Genomic DNA, 15436 nt, shown 5'->3' on the forward strand with positions numbered 1-15436 from the left:
ACATTCGGTCGCCTGATCTGGAGCTCTCAATTGAAACTGAATTTCCCGCTTCGCCTGCTCGCCGCCGCCTCGCTGGCCGCTGCAAGCTTCCTGGCCCAGGCGGCCGATCTCACCGTCGCCTACCAGACTACCGTCGACCCGGCCAAGGTCGCTCAGGCCGACGGCGCCTACGAGAAAGCCACCAAGGCTGACATCAGCTGGCGCAAATTCGATAACGGTGCCGACATCATTGCCGCCATCGCGTCCGGCGATGTGCAGATCGGCTATCTCGGTTCGAGCCCGTTGACCGCTGCGATCACGCGCAAAGTGCCGGTGGAAACCTTCCTCATCGCCACCCAAATCGGCGCCGCTGAAGCATTGGTCGCGCGTGACGGTTCCGGCATCAAGACTCCGCAGGATCTGATCGGCAAGAAAATCGCCGTGCCATTCGTGTCCACCGGGCACTACAGCCTGCTCGCGGCGCTCAAGCACTGGAACATCGACCCGTCGAAAGTCACCGTGCTCAACCTCGCGCCGCCAGCCATCATCGCGGCGTGGAAACGCGGCGATATCGACGCCACTTACGTTTGGGATCCGGCACTGGGCGTCGCCAAGGAAAACGGCAAAGTGCTGATCACCTCCGGCGAACTGGCCAAGTTCGGCGCGCCGACCTTCGACGCGTGGATCGTGCGCAAGGACTTCGCCGAGAAGCACCCGGAAATCGTCACCGCATTCGCCAAGGTCACCCTCGACGCCTACGCCGCTTACCGCAAGGATCCGCAGGCCTGGCTGGCCAACCAGAGCAACGTCGACAAACTGGTCAAACTCTCCGGCGCCAAGGCCAGCGACATCCCATTGCTGCTGCAGGGCAACGTCTACCCATTGGCGGCGGATCAGGTCAGTGACCTCGGCGCGCCGACCACCAAAGCCATCACCGACACCGCCGCGTTCCTCAAGGAGCAAGGCAAGGTCGAAGCCGTGCTGCCGGACTACGCGCCTTACGTCAGCGCCAAATACATCACCAACTGATCGGGAGATACAGCGATGGCCTTGCTACAGCTGGAGCGCATCAGCGCACAGTACCCGGGCAGCCCGGAGCCGGTGCTGGCGGATATTTCTCTGACCCTGGGGCCGCAGCAATTGCTGGTCGCCCTCGGCCCGTCCGGCAGTGGCAAGACTTCGCTGTTGAACCTGATTGCCGGCTTCGTCGAGCCGAGTGCCGGGCGCATCACCCTTGACGGCGTGCCGGTCAAAGGCCCGAGCGCCGAACGGGGCGTGGTGTTTCAGGACGACGCTTTACTGCCCTGGCAGGACGTGCTGGCCAACGTCGCTTTCGGCCTCGAACTGGCCGGTGTCGGCAAGGACAAGCGGGAAAAAATCGCCCGTGAAATGCTCGCGCTGGTCGATCTCGCCGGCTTCGAAGACCGGCGCATCTGGCAATTGTCCGGTGGCCAGAAACAACGCGTCGGCCTCGCCCGCGCCCTCGCCGCCGACCCGCGCGTGTTGCTGATGGACGAGCCGTTCGGTGCGCTTGATGCGTTCACTCGCGAGCAGATGCAGGAGCTGTTGCTGCAAGTCTGGCAGCGCACTGCCAAACCGGTTTTCCTGATTACCCACGACATTGAAGAAGCGGTGTTCCTCGCCACGGACCTGATTCTGCTGGCACCGAATCCGGGGCAGATCGTCGAGCGCCTGCAATTGGATTTTGGTCAGCGTTATGCCGCTGGCGAGTCGGCCCGCGCGATCAAGTCCGATCCGCGTTTTATCGAAACCCGCGAGCACGTGCTGAGCAAAGTCTTCTCGCAACGCAGCGCCGTACCCCGGCAGGAGCGCGCATGAGCAGTTACGACGTTTCCGCTGCGGCGGTGAAAACACCTTCGGTGAGCATCCCGCTGCGCCGCAGCCTCAGCACTCGCTGGATCAGCCTGCTGACCCTGTTCGGCCTGTTGGCGGTCTGGTGGGCGGTGACCGCTACCGAGTTGATCGAACCGCTGTTCTTGCCACCGCCCTCTGCCGTGCTGCAAAAAGGCTGGCTGCTGGCGACCTCGGGATATATGGATTCGACGCTGTGGCAGCACCTGGGCGCGAGCCTGAGCCGCATCGGCCTGGGTCTCGCTTTTGCGATTCTCACCGCCGTGCCGGTGGGTATTGCCATTGGTGCAAACCGCATCGCTCGCGGTGTGCTCGATCCACTGATCGAGTTCTACCGCCCGATCCCGCCGCTGGCGTATCTGCCGCTGATCGTGATCTGGTGCGGCATTGGCGAGTTGTCGAAAGTGCTGCTGATCTACCTGGCGATTTTTGCGCCGATTGCCATTGCCACCGCGACTGGCGTGCGTACCGTCGACCCAGCAAAACTGCGCGCGGCGCAGTCGTTGGGCGCGACGCGCGTGCAGTTGATTCGCCATGTGATTCTGCCCAGCGCACTGCCGGACATTCTCACCGGCGTGCGCATTGGCCTGGGGGTTGGCTGGTCGACCCTGGTCGCCGCTGAACTGATCGCGGCCACCAGTGGCCTGGGCTTCATGGTGCAGTCGGCTGCGCAATTCCTGGTCACAGATGTCGTGGTGCTGGGAATTCTGGTCATCGCCCTGATCGCCTTCGCCATGGAAATGGGCCTGCGCGCATTGCAGCGCAGACTGGTGCCGTGGCACGGCCAGGCGCACTAAATCGCCTTGTGAAAATTCCCCTGTGGGAGCGAGCCTGCTCGCGAAAGCGTCAGATCATTCACTGCACTGTCGCCTGACACTCTGCATTCGCGAGCAGGCTCGCTCCCACAAAAGCATGACACTCCGAATTCGAAGAGAACGACCATGAGCACCCTCAACATCACCCCGTTAAGCTCGGCCCTCGGCGCGCAGATCAGTGGCGTCGACATCAGCCAGCCGCTGAGCCTGGAACACCGCGACGCCATCGAACAGGCGTTGCTCAAATATCAGGTGTTGTTCTTCCGCAACCAGCCGATCGAGCCGGCACAGCAGGCACGCTTCGCGCATTATTTCGGCGACCTGCACATTCATCCGATCTACCCGAACGTGCCGGACCAACCGGAAGTGCTGATCCTCGACACCGCCGTCACCGACGTGCGCGATAACGCGATCTGGCACACCGACGTGACCTTCCTGCCAACGCCCGCGATGGGCGCAGTGCTCAGCGCCAAGTTGCTGCCGGAGTTCGGTGGCGACACGTTGTGGGCCAGCGGCATTGCTGCGTATGAAGCGTTGTCGGAGCCAATGAAGTCCCTGCTCGAAGGTCTGACGGCCACCCACGATTTCACTCGTTCGTTTCCGCTCGAGCGCTACGGCAACACGCCTGAGGCGCTGGCGCAGTGGGAAGAAGCGCGGCGCAAGAATCCGCCGCTGTCGCACCCGGTGATTCGCACCCACCCAGTGAGCGGGCGGCGCTCGCTATTCGTCAATGAAGGATTTACCTCAAAGATCAACGAATTGTCGGAAACCGAGAGCGAGGCGATCCTGAAGTTTCTGTTCGCCCACGCGACACGGCCGGAATTCACCATTCGCTGGCGCTGGCAGAAGGACGACATCGCTTTCTGGGACAACCGCGTGACGCAGCATTACGCGGTGGACGATTACCGCCCGGCGCGGCGGGTGATGCAGCGGGCGACGGTGTTGGGGGATGTGCCGTTTTTTCGCTGAGCCCTTTTAAAGGCAAAAGCCCCTCACCCTAACCCTCTCCCGGAGGGAGAGGGGACTGATTGGGGATGCTGTAGAAGTACGCCGACCTGAACGTACTTTGCTGAATCCATAATCGACTCGGTATTTCAGGTCGATGTAAGACGCAAGACACCTCGGTCGGCTCCCTCTCCCTCTGGGAGAGGGCTGGGGTGAGGGTGGCTCACTCCGCCGTCGAAGGCTTCTCCCAAAGATTGATCCCGCCCTCCTGGGCAAACCGGTCAATCTCCGCCAGCTCTTCTGCACTGAAGCTCAGATTCTTCAACGCCCCAACGTTCTCGACAATCTGCTCCGGCCGGCTCGCACCAATCAGTGCCGAGGTCACTCGTGGATCACGCAGCGTCCACGCCAGTGCCAGTTGCGCCAGGCTCTGGCCGCGACGCTGGGCGATCTCGTTCAACGCTCGCACGTGAGCGATGTTGGCCTCGGACAAGTGCGAAGCCTGCAGCGAGCCGCCGCCCGGGCGATTGACTCGCGCATCGGCCGGCACGCCGTTGAGGTATTTGTCGGTGAGCAAGCCCTGCGCCAGCGGCGTGAACGCGATGACGCCCGTGCCGAGTTCATCGGTGGTGTCGAGCAGATCCTTTTCCACCCAGCGATTGAGCAGGTTGTACGCCGGTTGATGAATCAGCAGCGGCACTTTCCACTCTTTCAGCAGCCCGGCCATCTCGCGGGTTTTCACCCCGGAATAGGACGAGATACCGATGTACAGCGCCTTGCCCTGCTGCACAGCGGTGGCGAGGGCGCTGGCGGTTTCTTCCAGCGGGGTGTCCGGGTCGAAGCGGTGCGAATAGAAGATGTCCACATAGTCCAGACCGAGGCGTTGCAGGCTCTGGTCGAGGCTGGCCAGCACGTATTTGCGCGAACCGCCGCCCTGACCATACGGGCCGGGCCACATGTCCCAACCGGCCTTGCTGGAGATGATCAGCTCGTCGCGATACTGCTTGAAGTCTTCGCGCAGCAGGCGACCGAAATTGATCTCGGCGCTGCCGTATGGCGGGCCGTAGTTGTTGGCCAGATCGAAATGATTGATGCCCAGATCGAACGCTGTGCGCAGCAAGGCGCGCTGGGTGTCGATCGGCGTGCTGTCGCCAAAGTTGTGCCACAGGCCCAGCGACAAGGCCGGCAGCACCAGACCGCTGCGGCCGACGCGGCGGTAGGGAATGGAGTCGTAGCGATTTTCGGCAGCGGTATAAGTCATCGAATCCTCTCTTGTCTGTCTTTTAGTCATCTGCAACCGGACACGTTTGTGGCGAGGGGATTTATCCCCGATGGATGGCGAAGCCGCCCCAAAATCTGAAACCTCGGCGAATCTGGTGTACCGAATGCGCTGGTTTTACGACTGCTTCGCAGCCGAACGGGGATGAATCCCCTCGCCACAAAAGCCCCATCAATCATGCAAAGCGATTTGCAGGTCGAACCAGCCCCAGGTTCTGCCGCAGCGTGCGGCCTTCATATTCAGTTCTGAACAACCCGTCCAGCATACGCCCAAGCGGCGCGACGCCGACCTCCGGTTCGACCAATTGCTGAAACGTTTCACATTTTTTCCTGCGCTTCAGCCTCGCTGGATTGGCCATGCTCAAAGTGACACCGAGTTGGCCCCTTCGCGAGCAGGCTCGCTCCCACAGAGTTCTCCTGTGAACATGAAATTCATGTCCAGCCGAGATCCATTGTGGGAGCGAGCCTGCTCGCGAAGGCGGCCAATCAGGCAACACCCATTCACCAGGCGAAAACTGCCATGCACATCACCATCATCACTTTCTCCGGCCTGGTCCTGCTCGCACTGATGCTTTACATCGGCGACCCCATTGGCTTCAGCCGCCAGACCATGGCCTACCGCTTCGCAGCGCTATGGCTTGCGATCCCTGATCAATGGCGCAGTCGGCGTAGTTCATGCGGGCGGCCGCTGGGTACGGAAATAGCGCTTGGCAGCGCGGTATTCGGCGTGCCGGCAGCAGCAATGGTGTTGTTCATGCTGCTGAGCGCCGAGTCCTGAGCAGACCCGGCGCGCAGCCGTCGGTCAACGCACCAGATGCAGGAACTGCATGTGCCGTTCGTACTGGTCGAGGATGTCGTTGATGATCTGCTCTTTGGTGTAGCCGACCAGATCGTAGTCCTGACTGCCCTCGCTCAAGTGCACTTCGGCGCGGTAGTAGCGGCGATTGTTGAGTTGCTTGGAACCCATGCCGCCGCGCGCGAACGATGGCGTGAAGTAGCCGCGCATCTGCACCTGATAGATGAACGGATGCTGCTCGCCATGACCGATTTCCAGGCTGACGTTGTCATGCGCCGGATCCGGCTGGGTAACCACGTGCAGGCCTTTTTCGACGAACACGGCGGTCACTTCTTCGATCGCCGGGCGGACGGTGCTTTCCATGAAGCGGTACACCTCGTCGCGGGACGGGAAGTGCACGGCCTGACTCAGGCGCTGACGCCAGCCACCGGTGCCACGCCGCGAACCGGAGACCGGCGCCAGCGAATGCAACTGCGCGATCTGCTTCTGCGACTCCAGATAGAACGCCTTGTGCAGGCCCCACATCATCAGCAGCAGAATCAACGAGAACGGCAATGAGGTCAGCACCACCGCCGACTTCAACGCGTCGATGCTGCCGGAAAACAGCAGTGCGCTGGTGATCAGCGCGGTCATCGCACCCCAGAAGACCCGCAGCCATTTCGGCCCGTCTTCATCCGGGTTGCCGCCTTTCGCCGACAGGGTGGAGAGCACCACGGTGCCGGAATCCGCAGACGTCACGAAGAACACGAAGCTGATGAACACCGTCACGGCGATGACAGTCTTGCTCCACGGATAGGTTTCCAGCAGCAGATAAATGCTCATCGACGGATTGTCGATGGCCGACATGCCCAGCGCACTCATGCCCTGATTGAGCACTTGATCCAGGGCGCTGTTGCCGAAGATCGACATCCACGCCAAGGTGAAACCGAGCGGAATCAACAGCACGCCGAAGACGAATTCACGGATGGTGCGGCCACGGGAAATCCGCGCGATGAACAGGCCCACGAACGGCGACCATGCGATCCACCAGGCCCAGTAGAACACGGTCCAGCCGCCCAGCCAGTCGCTCGGTTTGTCGTAGGCGTAGAGGTCGAAACTCTTCATCGGCAGCGCGCCGAGGTAATCGCCGACGTTCTGGATCAGGGTGTTGAGCAGGTGCTGTGTCGGCCCGGCAAACAATACGAACAGCAGCAGCCCGCAGGCCAGCAGCATGTTGATGTCCGACATCACCCGCACGCCTTTGTCGACGCCGGAGACGGCCACAATGATCGCCGCACCCATCATCAGCGTGATCAGGCCGACCTGAATCCACTGCGTGTGGGCGATGCCGAACAGGTAGTCCAGCCCGGAGTTCAGATGCAGCACGCCGAAGCCCATGTCGGCACCAAGACCGAACACCGTGGCGATGATGCCGAAGCCGTCCACCGCATAGCCGATCGGGCCGTTGATGCGTTTGCCGATCAGCGGATACAGCGCCGAACGCAGGGCCAGCGGCAGATTGTGCCGATAGGCGAAATAGGCCAGCGCCATGCCGACGAAGGCAAACACGCCCCAGCCATGCAGGCCCCAATGCAGGAACAGGATCTGCATCGCCTGGCGTGCCGCATCCGCCGTGCCCGCGTCGCCTTGCGGTGGCTGGAGCATGTGGGTCAGCGGTTCGGAGACGCAGAAGAAAAACAGCGTGATGCTGATCCCGGCGGCGAACAGCATGCCGGCCCAGGACAGGTAACTGAATTCGGGTTCGTCGTGGTCGGCACCGAGTTTTATCTTGCCGTAGCCGGATAAGGCGGTGACCACCACGAAGATCAGATACAGGGTCATCGCGAGCATGTAGTACCAGCCGACCGTGTTGGCCGCCCAGTTTTGCGCTTCCAGCAACCAGGCGCCGGCCTGCTCGGGGATGGCGATGACGACAAGACCAAACAGCAGAATGACCGTCGCGGCGAAGTAGAACACCGGCGGATTCATGCGCACCAGACCGCTGGCGGGGGTAGACGATGCACTCATGAAAGGTGCACCTCGAAGGGTTGAAACGTGGCTGAAATGATCGGACTCAGCAAAGGCAAGCCTCCTGTTGTGAGCGGGCAGCGAACCACCGGTTTAACTTGAATGAACGTTCAAGTTAAACATGAATGGGGTGGTAAGGACTAATCGCAGGGCTGGGCGGTAGGTTTCCTACAGCGCCCGAGGAGGTTTATGACGCGGGTTTTGTGAGATTCGTTCACTGCGCCAAGCAAGAATCAAAAGCCCCTCACCCTAACCCTCTCCCAGAGGGAGAGGGGACTGATTGGGGGATGTTCAGAATGTGCGCCAACCTGTGGAAACCGTGCCGAATCCATAATCGACCCGGTATTTCAGGTCGATGTATGACGCAAAACACCTCGGTCGGCCCCCTCTCCCTCCGGGAGAGGGCTGGGGTGAGGGGAAAAGGATTCCAAGGCCTACTTCTGCGTCCCGTCATCATGCTGCAGATTTGCCTGCGTCAGATTCGCCCCCGCCGGCACACTGCGCGTCAGCCAGACGTTGCCGCCAATGGTCGAGCCCTTGCCGATGGTGATCCGTCCGAGAATCGTCGCCCCGGCATAAATCACAACGTCATCCTCAACGATCGGATGGCGCGGGTGGCCCTTCTGCAATTGGCCGTCCTCATCCGCCGGAAAGCGCTTGGCACCCAAAGTCACCGCCTGATAAATGCGCACCCGTTCGCCAATGATCGCGGTTTCGCCAATCACTACGCCTGTGCCGTGATCGATAAAGAAACTGCGGCCGATCTGCGCGCCCGGGTGGATATCGATGCCCGTCGCCGAATGGGCGATCTCCGCGCTGATCCGCGCCAGCAGCGGCAGTCCGGCGCGGTATAAATGGTGCGCGAGGCGATGGTGAATCACCGCAAGAATGCCCGGATAGCACAGCAGCACTTCATCAACGCTGCGCGCCGCCGGGTCGCCGTGGTAGGCCGCCAGCACGTCGGTGTCGAGCAGCGTGCGCAAACCCGGCAATGCGAGGGCAAAATCCTGCACGATCTGAATGGCGCGGGTCTCGACTTCACTGTCGTCCTGCGCGCTGTGGCGGGCAACGTAACGCAGCTCCAGGCGCGTCTGCGCCAGCAATGCATTGAGCGCTACATCAAGCGTGTGGCCGACGTAGAAGTCTTCACTTTCTTCACGCAGATCGACCGGCCCCAGACGCATCGGGAACAGCGCGCCACACAGCGCCTCGAGGATCTCCGCCATCGCCGCACGCGACGGCAACTCGCGCCCACCCTGCTCCCCTGAAGCGCGACCATTCTGTGCGCGCCACTGATCCCGCGCGCTGCGCAGCTGGCTGACGATGGTCTGCAATTGCCAATGGCTGGAACGCTCGCTCACGGTAAAGACTCCTCACGGGCGGCCGGACTGTCTGGCCGCGTCAACGGCGCCTACTTTACGGCATGCCTTTGCCGACGAATTAAGAACCGATAGTGCTGGCCCCAGTCCATTTGGCTATAAGCGATTGGCGGTTGCCCGGGCAAAAACGCGTGCCTATAGTCCTTTCATTCTTCTGCGCCAGTACGGACCCATGATCAAACAACAGCTGCAACGCTTCCCCCGTCTCGAACTGCTGAGCCACCCTACTCCGCTGGAAAAACTCGAACGCCTGTCCACCTGGCTTGGTCGCGAGGTGTACATCAAGCGCGATGACCTGACGCCGCTGGCGATGGGCGGCAACAAGCTACGCAAACTCGAATACCTGGCCGCCGACGCGCTCGCGCAAGGTGCTGACACGCTGATCACGGCCGGTGCGTTGCAATCGAACCACGTGCGCCAGACCGCCGCGCTGGCCGCGAAACTCGGCCTCGGTTGTGTGGCGCTGCTGGAAAACCCGCTCGGCACTGATGATGGAAATTACACCGGCAACGGCAACCGCTTGCTGCTGGATCTGTTCGACACCAAAGTCGAGCTGGTCGACAACCTCGATAATGCCGACGAACAACTGGCCGCCCTGGCCGTGCGCCTGCGCAGCAACGGCAAGAAGCCGTATCTGGTGCCGATCGGCGGCTCCAACGCCCTTGGTGCTCTGGGTTATGTGCGCGCCGGGCTGGAACTGGCTGAGCAGATCAAGGACAGCGGCCTCGATTTCGCCGCTGTGGTGCTGGCTTCAGGCAGTGCCGGTACTCACAGTGGTCTCGGACTGGCGCTGAGTGAGGTGCTGCCGCAACTGCCGGTGATCGGCGTGACCGTTTCGCGCAGTGAAGAAGATCAGCGCCCGAAGGTTCAGGGTTTGGCCGAATGCACCGCTGAGCTGCTGGGCATCGAGTTGCCGGCCAGTTTCAAGGTCAAGCTGTGGGACGAATATTTCGGCCCGCGTTACGGCGAGCCGAATGCCGGTACTTTGGCGGCGGTGAAACTGTTGGCGGCTCAGGAAGGTCTGTTGCTTGACACGGTGTACACCGGCAAGGCCATGGCCGGCCTGTTAGACGGGATTGGCCGGCAGCGATTCGATGACGGCCCGATCATCTTCCTGCACACCGGGGGCGCGCCGGCGTTGTTTGCCTACAAGGATTTTCTGTAAGAGCAGATCAAGAGATGGTGATTGTTCCCCACGCAGAGCGTGGGAATGATCTTATGCAGAAAGTGAATATCAAAATTGATATTAAGTATTTTCAAGTCTAACGATCACATCTTATAGTCTCGCCGCAGGCGAATTTCGGGCGAGACGCTTAAGCTGCTTTAAGGCAGGATAGCGCTGTCGTCCAGATCACCAATTTGCCTACATTCCTTAAGCGTCTTCCATAAGAAAACACAGGGGCTTGTCATGAATTTTTCCGCACTACGTCGCACTCTGCTGGTCGGTTCGCTGGGTCTTGCGCTCAGCGCCGGCCTGATCGGTCAGGCAGTGGCCGGTGAGCAGTTGCAACAGATCAAGGACAAGGGCGTTCTGAACGTCGGCCTGGAAGGCACTTACCCCCCGTTCAGCTATGTCGACGAGAACGGCAAGCTGTCGGGTTTTGAAGTGGAGCTGTCCGAAGCGCTGGCGCAAAAGCTCGGCGTCAAGGCCAAGATTCAGCCGACCAAATGGGACGGCATCCTCGCCGCACTGGAATCCAAGCGTCTGGATCTGGTGGTCAACCAAGTGACCATTTCCGACGAGCGCAAGAAGAAGTACGACTTCTCCGAACCGTATACCGTCTCTGGCATTCAGGCCCTCGTGCTGAAAAGCAAAGAGTCGGCGCTGAACATCAAGACTGCCGCTGACCTGTCCGGCAAGAAAGTCGGTGTCGGCCTGGGTACCAACTACGAGCAGTGGGTCCGCGCCAACGTGCCGGGTGCTGACGTGCGCACCTACGATGATGATCCGACCAAATTCGCCGACCTCAACAACGGTCGTACCGATGCCATCCTGATCGACCGTCTGGCTGCCCTCGAATACGCCAAGAAAGCCCCGAAAACCGTAGCTGCCGGTGAGGCCTTCTCGCGTCAGGAATCCGGTATCGCCCTGCGCAAAGGCGAGCCTGAACTGCTGGCTGCGGTGAACAAGGCGCTCGACGAACTGCGTGCTGACGGCACTCTTGAGAAACTGTCGAAGAAATACTTCAACGCAGACGTCACTAAATAATGGAAGAGGCTTTCCAACTCGCGCTGGATTCCGCGCCCTTTCTGTTGAAGGGCGCGTACTACACGGTAGTCCTCAGCCTCGGCGGGATGTTCTTCGGTCTGCTGCTGGGCTTCGGCCTCGCGCTGATGCGCCTGTCGCGCTTCAAATCGGTCAGCTGGCTGGCCCGCATCTACGTGTCGTTCTTTCGCGGCACGCCGTTGCTGGTGCAGTTGTTCGTGATCTATTACGGCTTGCCGCAACTGGGCATGGAGCTTGATCCGCTGCCAGCAGCGCTGATCGGTTTCTCGCTGAACATGGCCGCCTACGCCTGTGAAATCCTTCGGGCCGCGATCGGTTCGATCGAACGCGGTCAGTGGGAGGCTGCTGCGAGTATCGGCATGACCCGCGCGCAGACCCTGCGCCGGGCCATCCTGCCGCAAGCGATGCGCACGGCATTACCGCCGCTGGGCAACAGCTTCATTTCGCTGGTCAAGGACACGGCGCTGGCCGCGACCATTCAGGTGCCGGAGCTGTTCCGTCAGGCGCAGCTGATTACCGCCCGGACTTTTGAAGTCTTCACCATGTATCTTGCCGCCGCGCTGATCTACTGGATTCTGGCCACGGTGCTTTCGCACTTGCAGAACAAGTTGGAAGAGCGGGTCAATCGGCACGACCAGGAGTCCTGACGCGATGATTGTCGTGGAAAAACTGACCAAGCAATTCAAGGGACAGGTCGTGCTCAACGGCATCGACCTTGAGGTAAAGGAAGGCGAAGTCGTCGCGATCATCGGTCCCAGTGGTTCGGGGAAAACGACGTTCCTGCGCTGCCTGAATTTCCTCGAAGAACCCACCAGCGGCCGGATCAAGGTCGGCGATATCGAAATCGATACCAGCCGTCCGCTGAACCAGCAGCAAAGTCTGGTGCGCAACCTGCGCCAGCACGTCGGCTTCGTGTTCCAGAACTTCAACCTGTTCCCCCATCGCACCGCTTTGGAAAACGTCATCGAAGGCCCGATCGTGGTCAAGAAGATGCCGCGCGACCAGGCAGTTGCTCTGGGTAAAAAGCTGCTGACCAAAGTGGGGCTTGCCGGCAAGGAGGACGCGTATCCGCGCCGGCTTTCCGGTGGCCAGCAACAGCGCGTGGCAATCGCCCGGGCGCTGGCGATGGAGCCGGAAGTCATTCTGTTCGACGAACCGACCTCCGCCCTCGACCCGGAACTGGTCGGCGAAGTGCTGGCGACCATCCGCGGTCTTGCCGAAGAAAATCGCACCATGGTGATTGTCACCCATGAAATGGGTTTTGCCCGTGACGTGGCCAATCGCGTGGTGTTTTTCGACAAGGGCGTAATTGTTGAACAAGGTGAAGCCAAGGCACTGTTTGCCAACCCGAAAGAAGAACGCACCAAACAGTTTCTCAGCAAGTTTCTGAATCACGCCTGAGAACTTTCTCTGCCACAGCCCTCAACTTCCACGGACGGAAGTTATCCCTCCCCCGGCATTTCATTCTTCTAAATATTTATTACTTGTGCGCGCAGATATACATTGCGCAACGATGACGCACGTTCTCGACTCGTCATATTTCCACACGTTTGCCGGTGAACGAACCCGCACAAAACGCCGCGAAACCGCTGTTTATCTGTAGCTGATTTCGCGCTTACGCCTAGGCTTAGTGCCTCGATGACGTAGGAGCTTTCTGATTAACTTGTAATTTACGCATTAACTAATCCCCTCTATTGACACCCCTCTCCGCAGACTTTTATCTAGTCGGCAACCGGCGCCCATTAGTTCAAACAACCCGCACTAATACCGAGCAAATACTTGTCGCTTTTATTGCCAGTTGATTCGCGCCTTTTTTGTTTTCCAGAAACGGATTTCGCTGCAAGACTTCAAGGAGAGAAACCGATGACCCGCACTTCGCACACACCCGAACTTGCAGCGCCAACGCTGGCATGCGCACAAAAAACCGGCATCAACCTGGCAACGGCAGCTCACCTGCTCATCGACGTGCCGCCCTACTGCGACATGGACGTTGGCGATCTGATCGAACTGTTCTGGGACAAATGCTATGTCGCGTCAAAAGTCCTCAGCGCGGCCGATGTGGGCGAGTCGGTCAGCCTGCGGGTGCCGGAGAGTTTCATCACCAACGGCACCGCGCGCATTCACTACCGCGTGATGCAGGTCGGCCAGGGCGCCGCGCTTTCGGCAACGACGCGGATACAGGTCAAACTCGATTGCCCGGGTGGCCAGCCCGCTGCGCACTGCGAAGATGAAAACCAGCAACTGGCACCGGTGATCATCCCCGAAGCGATTCGCCGCCAGGGCGTCAACCCCAGCCAGATCAAACGCGGCGTGCCGCTGACTATCGAGCCTTATCTGAACATGGCCGAAGACGACGCCATCACATTGCGCTGGGGCGATGTGCGCATGGATCTGGCGGCGCTCACTGCGGCCGACGTCGGGCTGCCGATTCAGGTCTGGGTGCCACCGGCGGTGATTGTCGAAGCGGGCGAAGACCTGCGACTGGACGTGACGTACTGCATCCTCGACCGGGTGGGCAACAATTCGCGATGGGCGCCGCCGCGCACACTGAAAATCGGTTGCGTGAATCCGTACGTGAAAGTCCACCTGAAGCCCGAATTCAAGGCCGCCGAATCACGTACCAAGTGAGACCTGCTCAGGGGTGGGAGGTCAGTTATCTCTCACCTGAACCTCGTTAACCAAGCCGAACATCCACCCTTCTATGCATATTCCTAAAAGTTAGTTCATTTAATTTTTATACACGCTTAGGGTATATGCACCGGACCACCGGACATTCTTTCAATCGCCGCACTTCGCGGCGTTTTTCATGAGATGTGAGGTAGGTATGGTCCGGAACACAATCACCCCAGTGCAGATCGCCAGGGCATTGCGTGCAGCCAGGGAGCGGCACTGATGTCCAGTCTGGCAGATGCGAATCTGCAGTCCGATCTGGACATCGCCCCACTGTTGTTGCCCGCGCAAGTACTGCGCAACGACGCTCAAGCCATCAAGGCCGCCCACGAGCTGGCGCAGGCCGCCCGCGTGCAGGCGGCCAAACGCGACCGTCAGCGCAAGCTGCCATGGTCGGAAATCGAACAGTTCACCCGCAGCGGTCTGGGCAGCATTGCCATCCCGCGCGAATACGGTGGCCCGCAGGTTTCCTTCGTCACATTGGCTGAAGTATTCGCGATCATTTCTGCCGCCGACCCGGCGCTCGGACAGATTCCGCAAAACCAGTTCGGCATCATCCATCTGGTGCTCGGCACCGCTACCCAAGCGCAGAAAAAGCAGCTGTTCCAGAGTGTTCTGGAAGGTTGGCGCATCGGCAATGCCGGCCCGGAACGCGGCACGAAAAACACCTTGGAACTGAAGGCGCGAATCAGTGCAGATGGCGACGACTACGTGATCAACGGCCAGAAGTTCTATTCCACCGGCGCCCTGTTCGCCCACTGGGTCGCGGTGAAAGCGCTCAACGATGACGGCAAGCAAGTGCTGGCCTTCGTCCGTCGCGGCACGCCAGGTTTGCGCATCGTCGATGACTGGTCGGGTTTCGGCCAGCGCACCACCGCCAGCGGCACGATCCTGCTGAACAACGTGCGCGTCGAGTCGAGCCTGGTCATCGACAACTGGAAGATCAACGACAAGCCGAACACCCAAGGGGCAGTGTCGCAGCTGATTCAAGCGGCCATCGACGCCGGCATCGCACGCGGTGCTATCGACGACGCCATCGACTTCGTCAAAACCCGCGCGCGGCCATGGATCGACGCCAAGGTCGAGCGCGCCAGCGATGACCTCTACGTGATCGCCGATATCGGCAAACTGAAAATCGAACTGCACGCCGCCGAAGCGCTGCTGCGCAAGGCCGGGCAAGTGCTCGATGAAGTCCACGCCGCGCCGCTGACTGCCGAATCCGCCGCACGCGCTTCGATCGCCGTGGCTGAAGCAAAAGTACTGACCACCGAGATCTCGCTGCTGGCCAGCGAAAAGCTCTTCGAACTGGCCGGCAGCCGCGCGACCCTCGCCGAATTCAATCTCGACCGCCACTGGCGCAACGCCCGCGTGCACACCCTGCACGACCCGGTGCGCTGGAAATATCACGCAGTCGGCGCCTATCGCCTGAACGGCACTTTGCCGGCTCGCCATTCCTGGATCTGAGACG

The 15436-nt window shown here is 60.5% G+C and carries 14 protein-coding genes and 1 pseudogene; 11 read left to right on the forward strand and 4 right to left on the reverse strand.

What is annotated here, in order from left to right; all coding sequences use genetic code 11:
- Window positions 1–30 precede the first annotated feature (30 nt).
- From tauA to tauD, 4 genes are all read left to right on the forward strand, one after another.
- On the forward strand, window positions 31–1008 hold the full coding sequence (gene tauA, locus ACV8MC_RS05415) for a taurine ABC transporter substrate-binding protein (RefSeq protein WP_024011179.1): 978 nt from the start codon (window positions 31–33) through the stop codon (window positions 1006–1008).
- 15 nt (window positions 1009–1023) lie between these two features.
- Complete coding sequence (gene tauB, locus ACV8MC_RS05420; protein ID WP_041477476.1) at window positions 1024–1818, forward strand: taurine ABC transporter ATP-binding subunit; 795 nt, start codon at window positions 1024–1026, stop codon at window positions 1816–1818.
- The gene (gene tauC, locus ACV8MC_RS05425) at window positions 1815–2648 is read left to right on the forward strand and encodes a taurine ABC transporter permease TauC (protein WP_150637913.1); all 834 of its coding nucleotides are present in this window, start codon (window positions 1815–1817) and stop codon (window positions 2646–2648) included. The genes tauB and tauC overlap by 4 nt, the downstream gene beginning before the upstream one ends.
- A gap of 144 nt (window positions 2649–2792) precedes the next feature.
- Entirely contained in the window at window positions 2793–3635 is an 843-nt protein-coding gene (gene tauD, locus ACV8MC_RS05430) for a taurine dioxygenase (RefSeq protein ID WP_457264684.1), read from the forward strand.
- Between the two features lie 199 nt (window positions 3636–3834).
- Here the strand turns inward: tauD and mgrA are convergent, their stop codons facing one another.
- Window positions 3835–4872 (reverse strand): L-glyceraldehyde 3-phosphate reductase, encoded by a 1038-nt coding sequence (gene mgrA / locus ACV8MC_RS05435; RefSeq protein ID WP_457264686.1) that lies wholly within the window; start codon window positions 4870–4872, stop codon window positions 3835–3837.
- A 193-nt stretch (window positions 4873–5065) separates the two neighbouring features.
- Complete coding sequence (locus tag ACV8MC_RS05440) at window positions 5066–5248, reverse strand: hypothetical protein (RefSeq protein ID WP_252869576.1); 183 nt, start codon at window positions 5246–5248, stop codon at window positions 5066–5068.
- 161 nt (window positions 5249–5409) lie between these two features.
- On the opposite strand from ACV8MC_RS05440, the pseudogene ACV8MC_RS05445 reads away from it, so the two are divergent.
- Window positions 5410–5667 (forward strand): annotated as a pseudogene (locus tag ACV8MC_RS05445) (hypothetical protein).
- A gap of 24 nt (window positions 5668–5691) precedes the next feature.
- Here the strand turns inward: ACV8MC_RS05445 and betT are convergent.
- Together betT and epsC are read right to left on the reverse strand one after the other, a co-directional pair.
- The gene (gene betT, locus ACV8MC_RS05450; protein ID WP_457265534.1) at window positions 5692–7653 is read right to left on the reverse strand and encodes a choline transporter BetT; all 1962 of its coding nucleotides are present in this window, start codon (window positions 7651–7653) and stop codon (window positions 5692–5694) included.
- 473 nt (window positions 7654–8126) lie between these two features.
- Complete coding sequence (epsC, locus tag ACV8MC_RS05455; RefSeq protein WP_024011175.1) at window positions 8127–9053, reverse strand: serine O-acetyltransferase EpsC; 927 nt, start codon at window positions 9051–9053, stop codon at window positions 8127–8129.
- Window positions 9054–9243: 190 nt separating this feature from the next.
- Here epsC and ACV8MC_RS05460 point away from each other — a divergent pair, with 190 nt between their 5' ends.
- From ACV8MC_RS05460 to ACV8MC_RS05485, 6 genes are all read left to right on the forward strand, one after another.
- Window positions 9244–10236, forward strand: coding sequence for a D-cysteine desulfhydrase (locus tag ACV8MC_RS05460; protein WP_457264689.1), 993 nt, complete (start codon window positions 9244–9246; stop codon window positions 10234–10236).
- A 243-nt stretch (window positions 10237–10479) separates the two neighbouring features.
- A complete protein-coding gene (tcyJ, locus tag ACV8MC_RS05465) occupies window positions 10480–11280 on the forward strand; it encodes a cystine ABC transporter substrate-binding protein (RefSeq protein WP_016772199.1) in 801 nt (266 codons plus the stop codon).
- The gene (gene tcyL, locus ACV8MC_RS05470; protein ID WP_016772200.1) at window positions 11280–11945 is read left to right on the forward strand and encodes a cystine ABC transporter permease; all 666 of its coding nucleotides are present in this window, start codon (window positions 11280–11282) and stop codon (window positions 11943–11945) included. Before tcyJ ends, tcyL begins: the two co-directional genes overlap by 1 nt.
- 4 nt (window positions 11946–11949) lie before the next feature.
- Window positions 11950–12699, forward strand: coding sequence for an L-cystine ABC transporter ATP-binding protein TcyN (gene tcyN, locus ACV8MC_RS05475; protein ID WP_076565047.1), 750 nt, complete (start codon window positions 11950–11952; stop codon window positions 12697–12699).
- Window positions 12700–13161: 462 nt separating this feature from the next.
- Entirely contained in the window at window positions 13162–13926 is a 765-nt protein-coding gene (locus ACV8MC_RS05480; protein ID WP_252877239.1) for a hypothetical protein, read from the forward strand.
- Window positions 13927–14190: 264 nt separating this feature from the next.
- Entirely contained in the window at window positions 14191–15432 is a 1242-nt protein-coding gene (locus tag ACV8MC_RS05485) for an SfnB family sulfur acquisition oxidoreductase (protein WP_252877238.1), read from the forward strand.
- Window positions 15433–15436 lie beyond the last annotated feature (4 nt).

This window comes from Pseudomonas sp. PK-RTE-24, assembly GCF_054052265.1.

Bases quoted from the DNA above. Each gene is read 5' to 3' on its own strand.
- tauB (WP_041477476.1), top strand. From the start codon at position 1,024: ATGGCCTTGCTACAGCTGGAGCGCATCAGCGCACAGTACCCGGGCAGC.
- tauC (WP_150637913.1), top strand. From the start codon at position 1,815: ATGAGCAGTTACGACGTTTCCGCTGCGGCGGTGAAAACACCTTCGGTG.
- tauD (WP_457264684.1), top strand. From the start codon at position 2,793: ATGAGCACCCTCAACATCACCCCGTTAAGCTCGGCCCTCGGCGCGCAG.
- mgrA (WP_457264686.1), bottom strand. From the start codon at position 4,872: ATGACTTATACCGCTGCCGAAAATCGCTACGACTCCATTCCCTACCGC.
- ACV8MC_RS05440 (WP_252869576.1), bottom strand. From the start codon at position 5,248: ATGGCCAATCCAGCGAGGCTGAAGCGCAGGAAAAAATGTGAAACGTTT.
- betT (WP_457265534.1), bottom strand. From the start codon at position 7,653: ATGAATCCGCCGGTGTTCTACTTCGCCGCGACGGTCATTCTGCTGTTT.
- ACV8MC_RS05460 (WP_457264689.1), top strand. From the start codon at position 9,244: ATGATCAAACAACAGCTGCAACGCTTCCCCCGTCTCGAACTGCTGAGC.
- tcyJ (WP_016772199.1), top strand. From the start codon at position 10,480: ATGAATTTTTCCGCACTACGTCGCACTCTGCTGGTCGGTTCGCTGGGT.
- tcyL (WP_016772200.1), top strand. From the start codon at position 11,280: ATGGAAGAGGCTTTCCAACTCGCGCTGGATTCCGCGCCCTTTCTGTTG.
- tcyN (WP_076565047.1), top strand. From the start codon at position 11,950: ATGATTGTCGTGGAAAAACTGACCAAGCAATTCAAGGGACAGGTCGTG.
- ACV8MC_RS05480 (WP_252877239.1), top strand. From the start codon at position 13,162: ATGACCCGCACTTCGCACACACCCGAACTTGCAGCGCCAACGCTGGCA.
- ACV8MC_RS05485 (WP_252877238.1), top strand. From the start codon at position 14,191: ATGTCCAGTCTGGCAGATGCGAATCTGCAGTCCGATCTGGACATCGCC.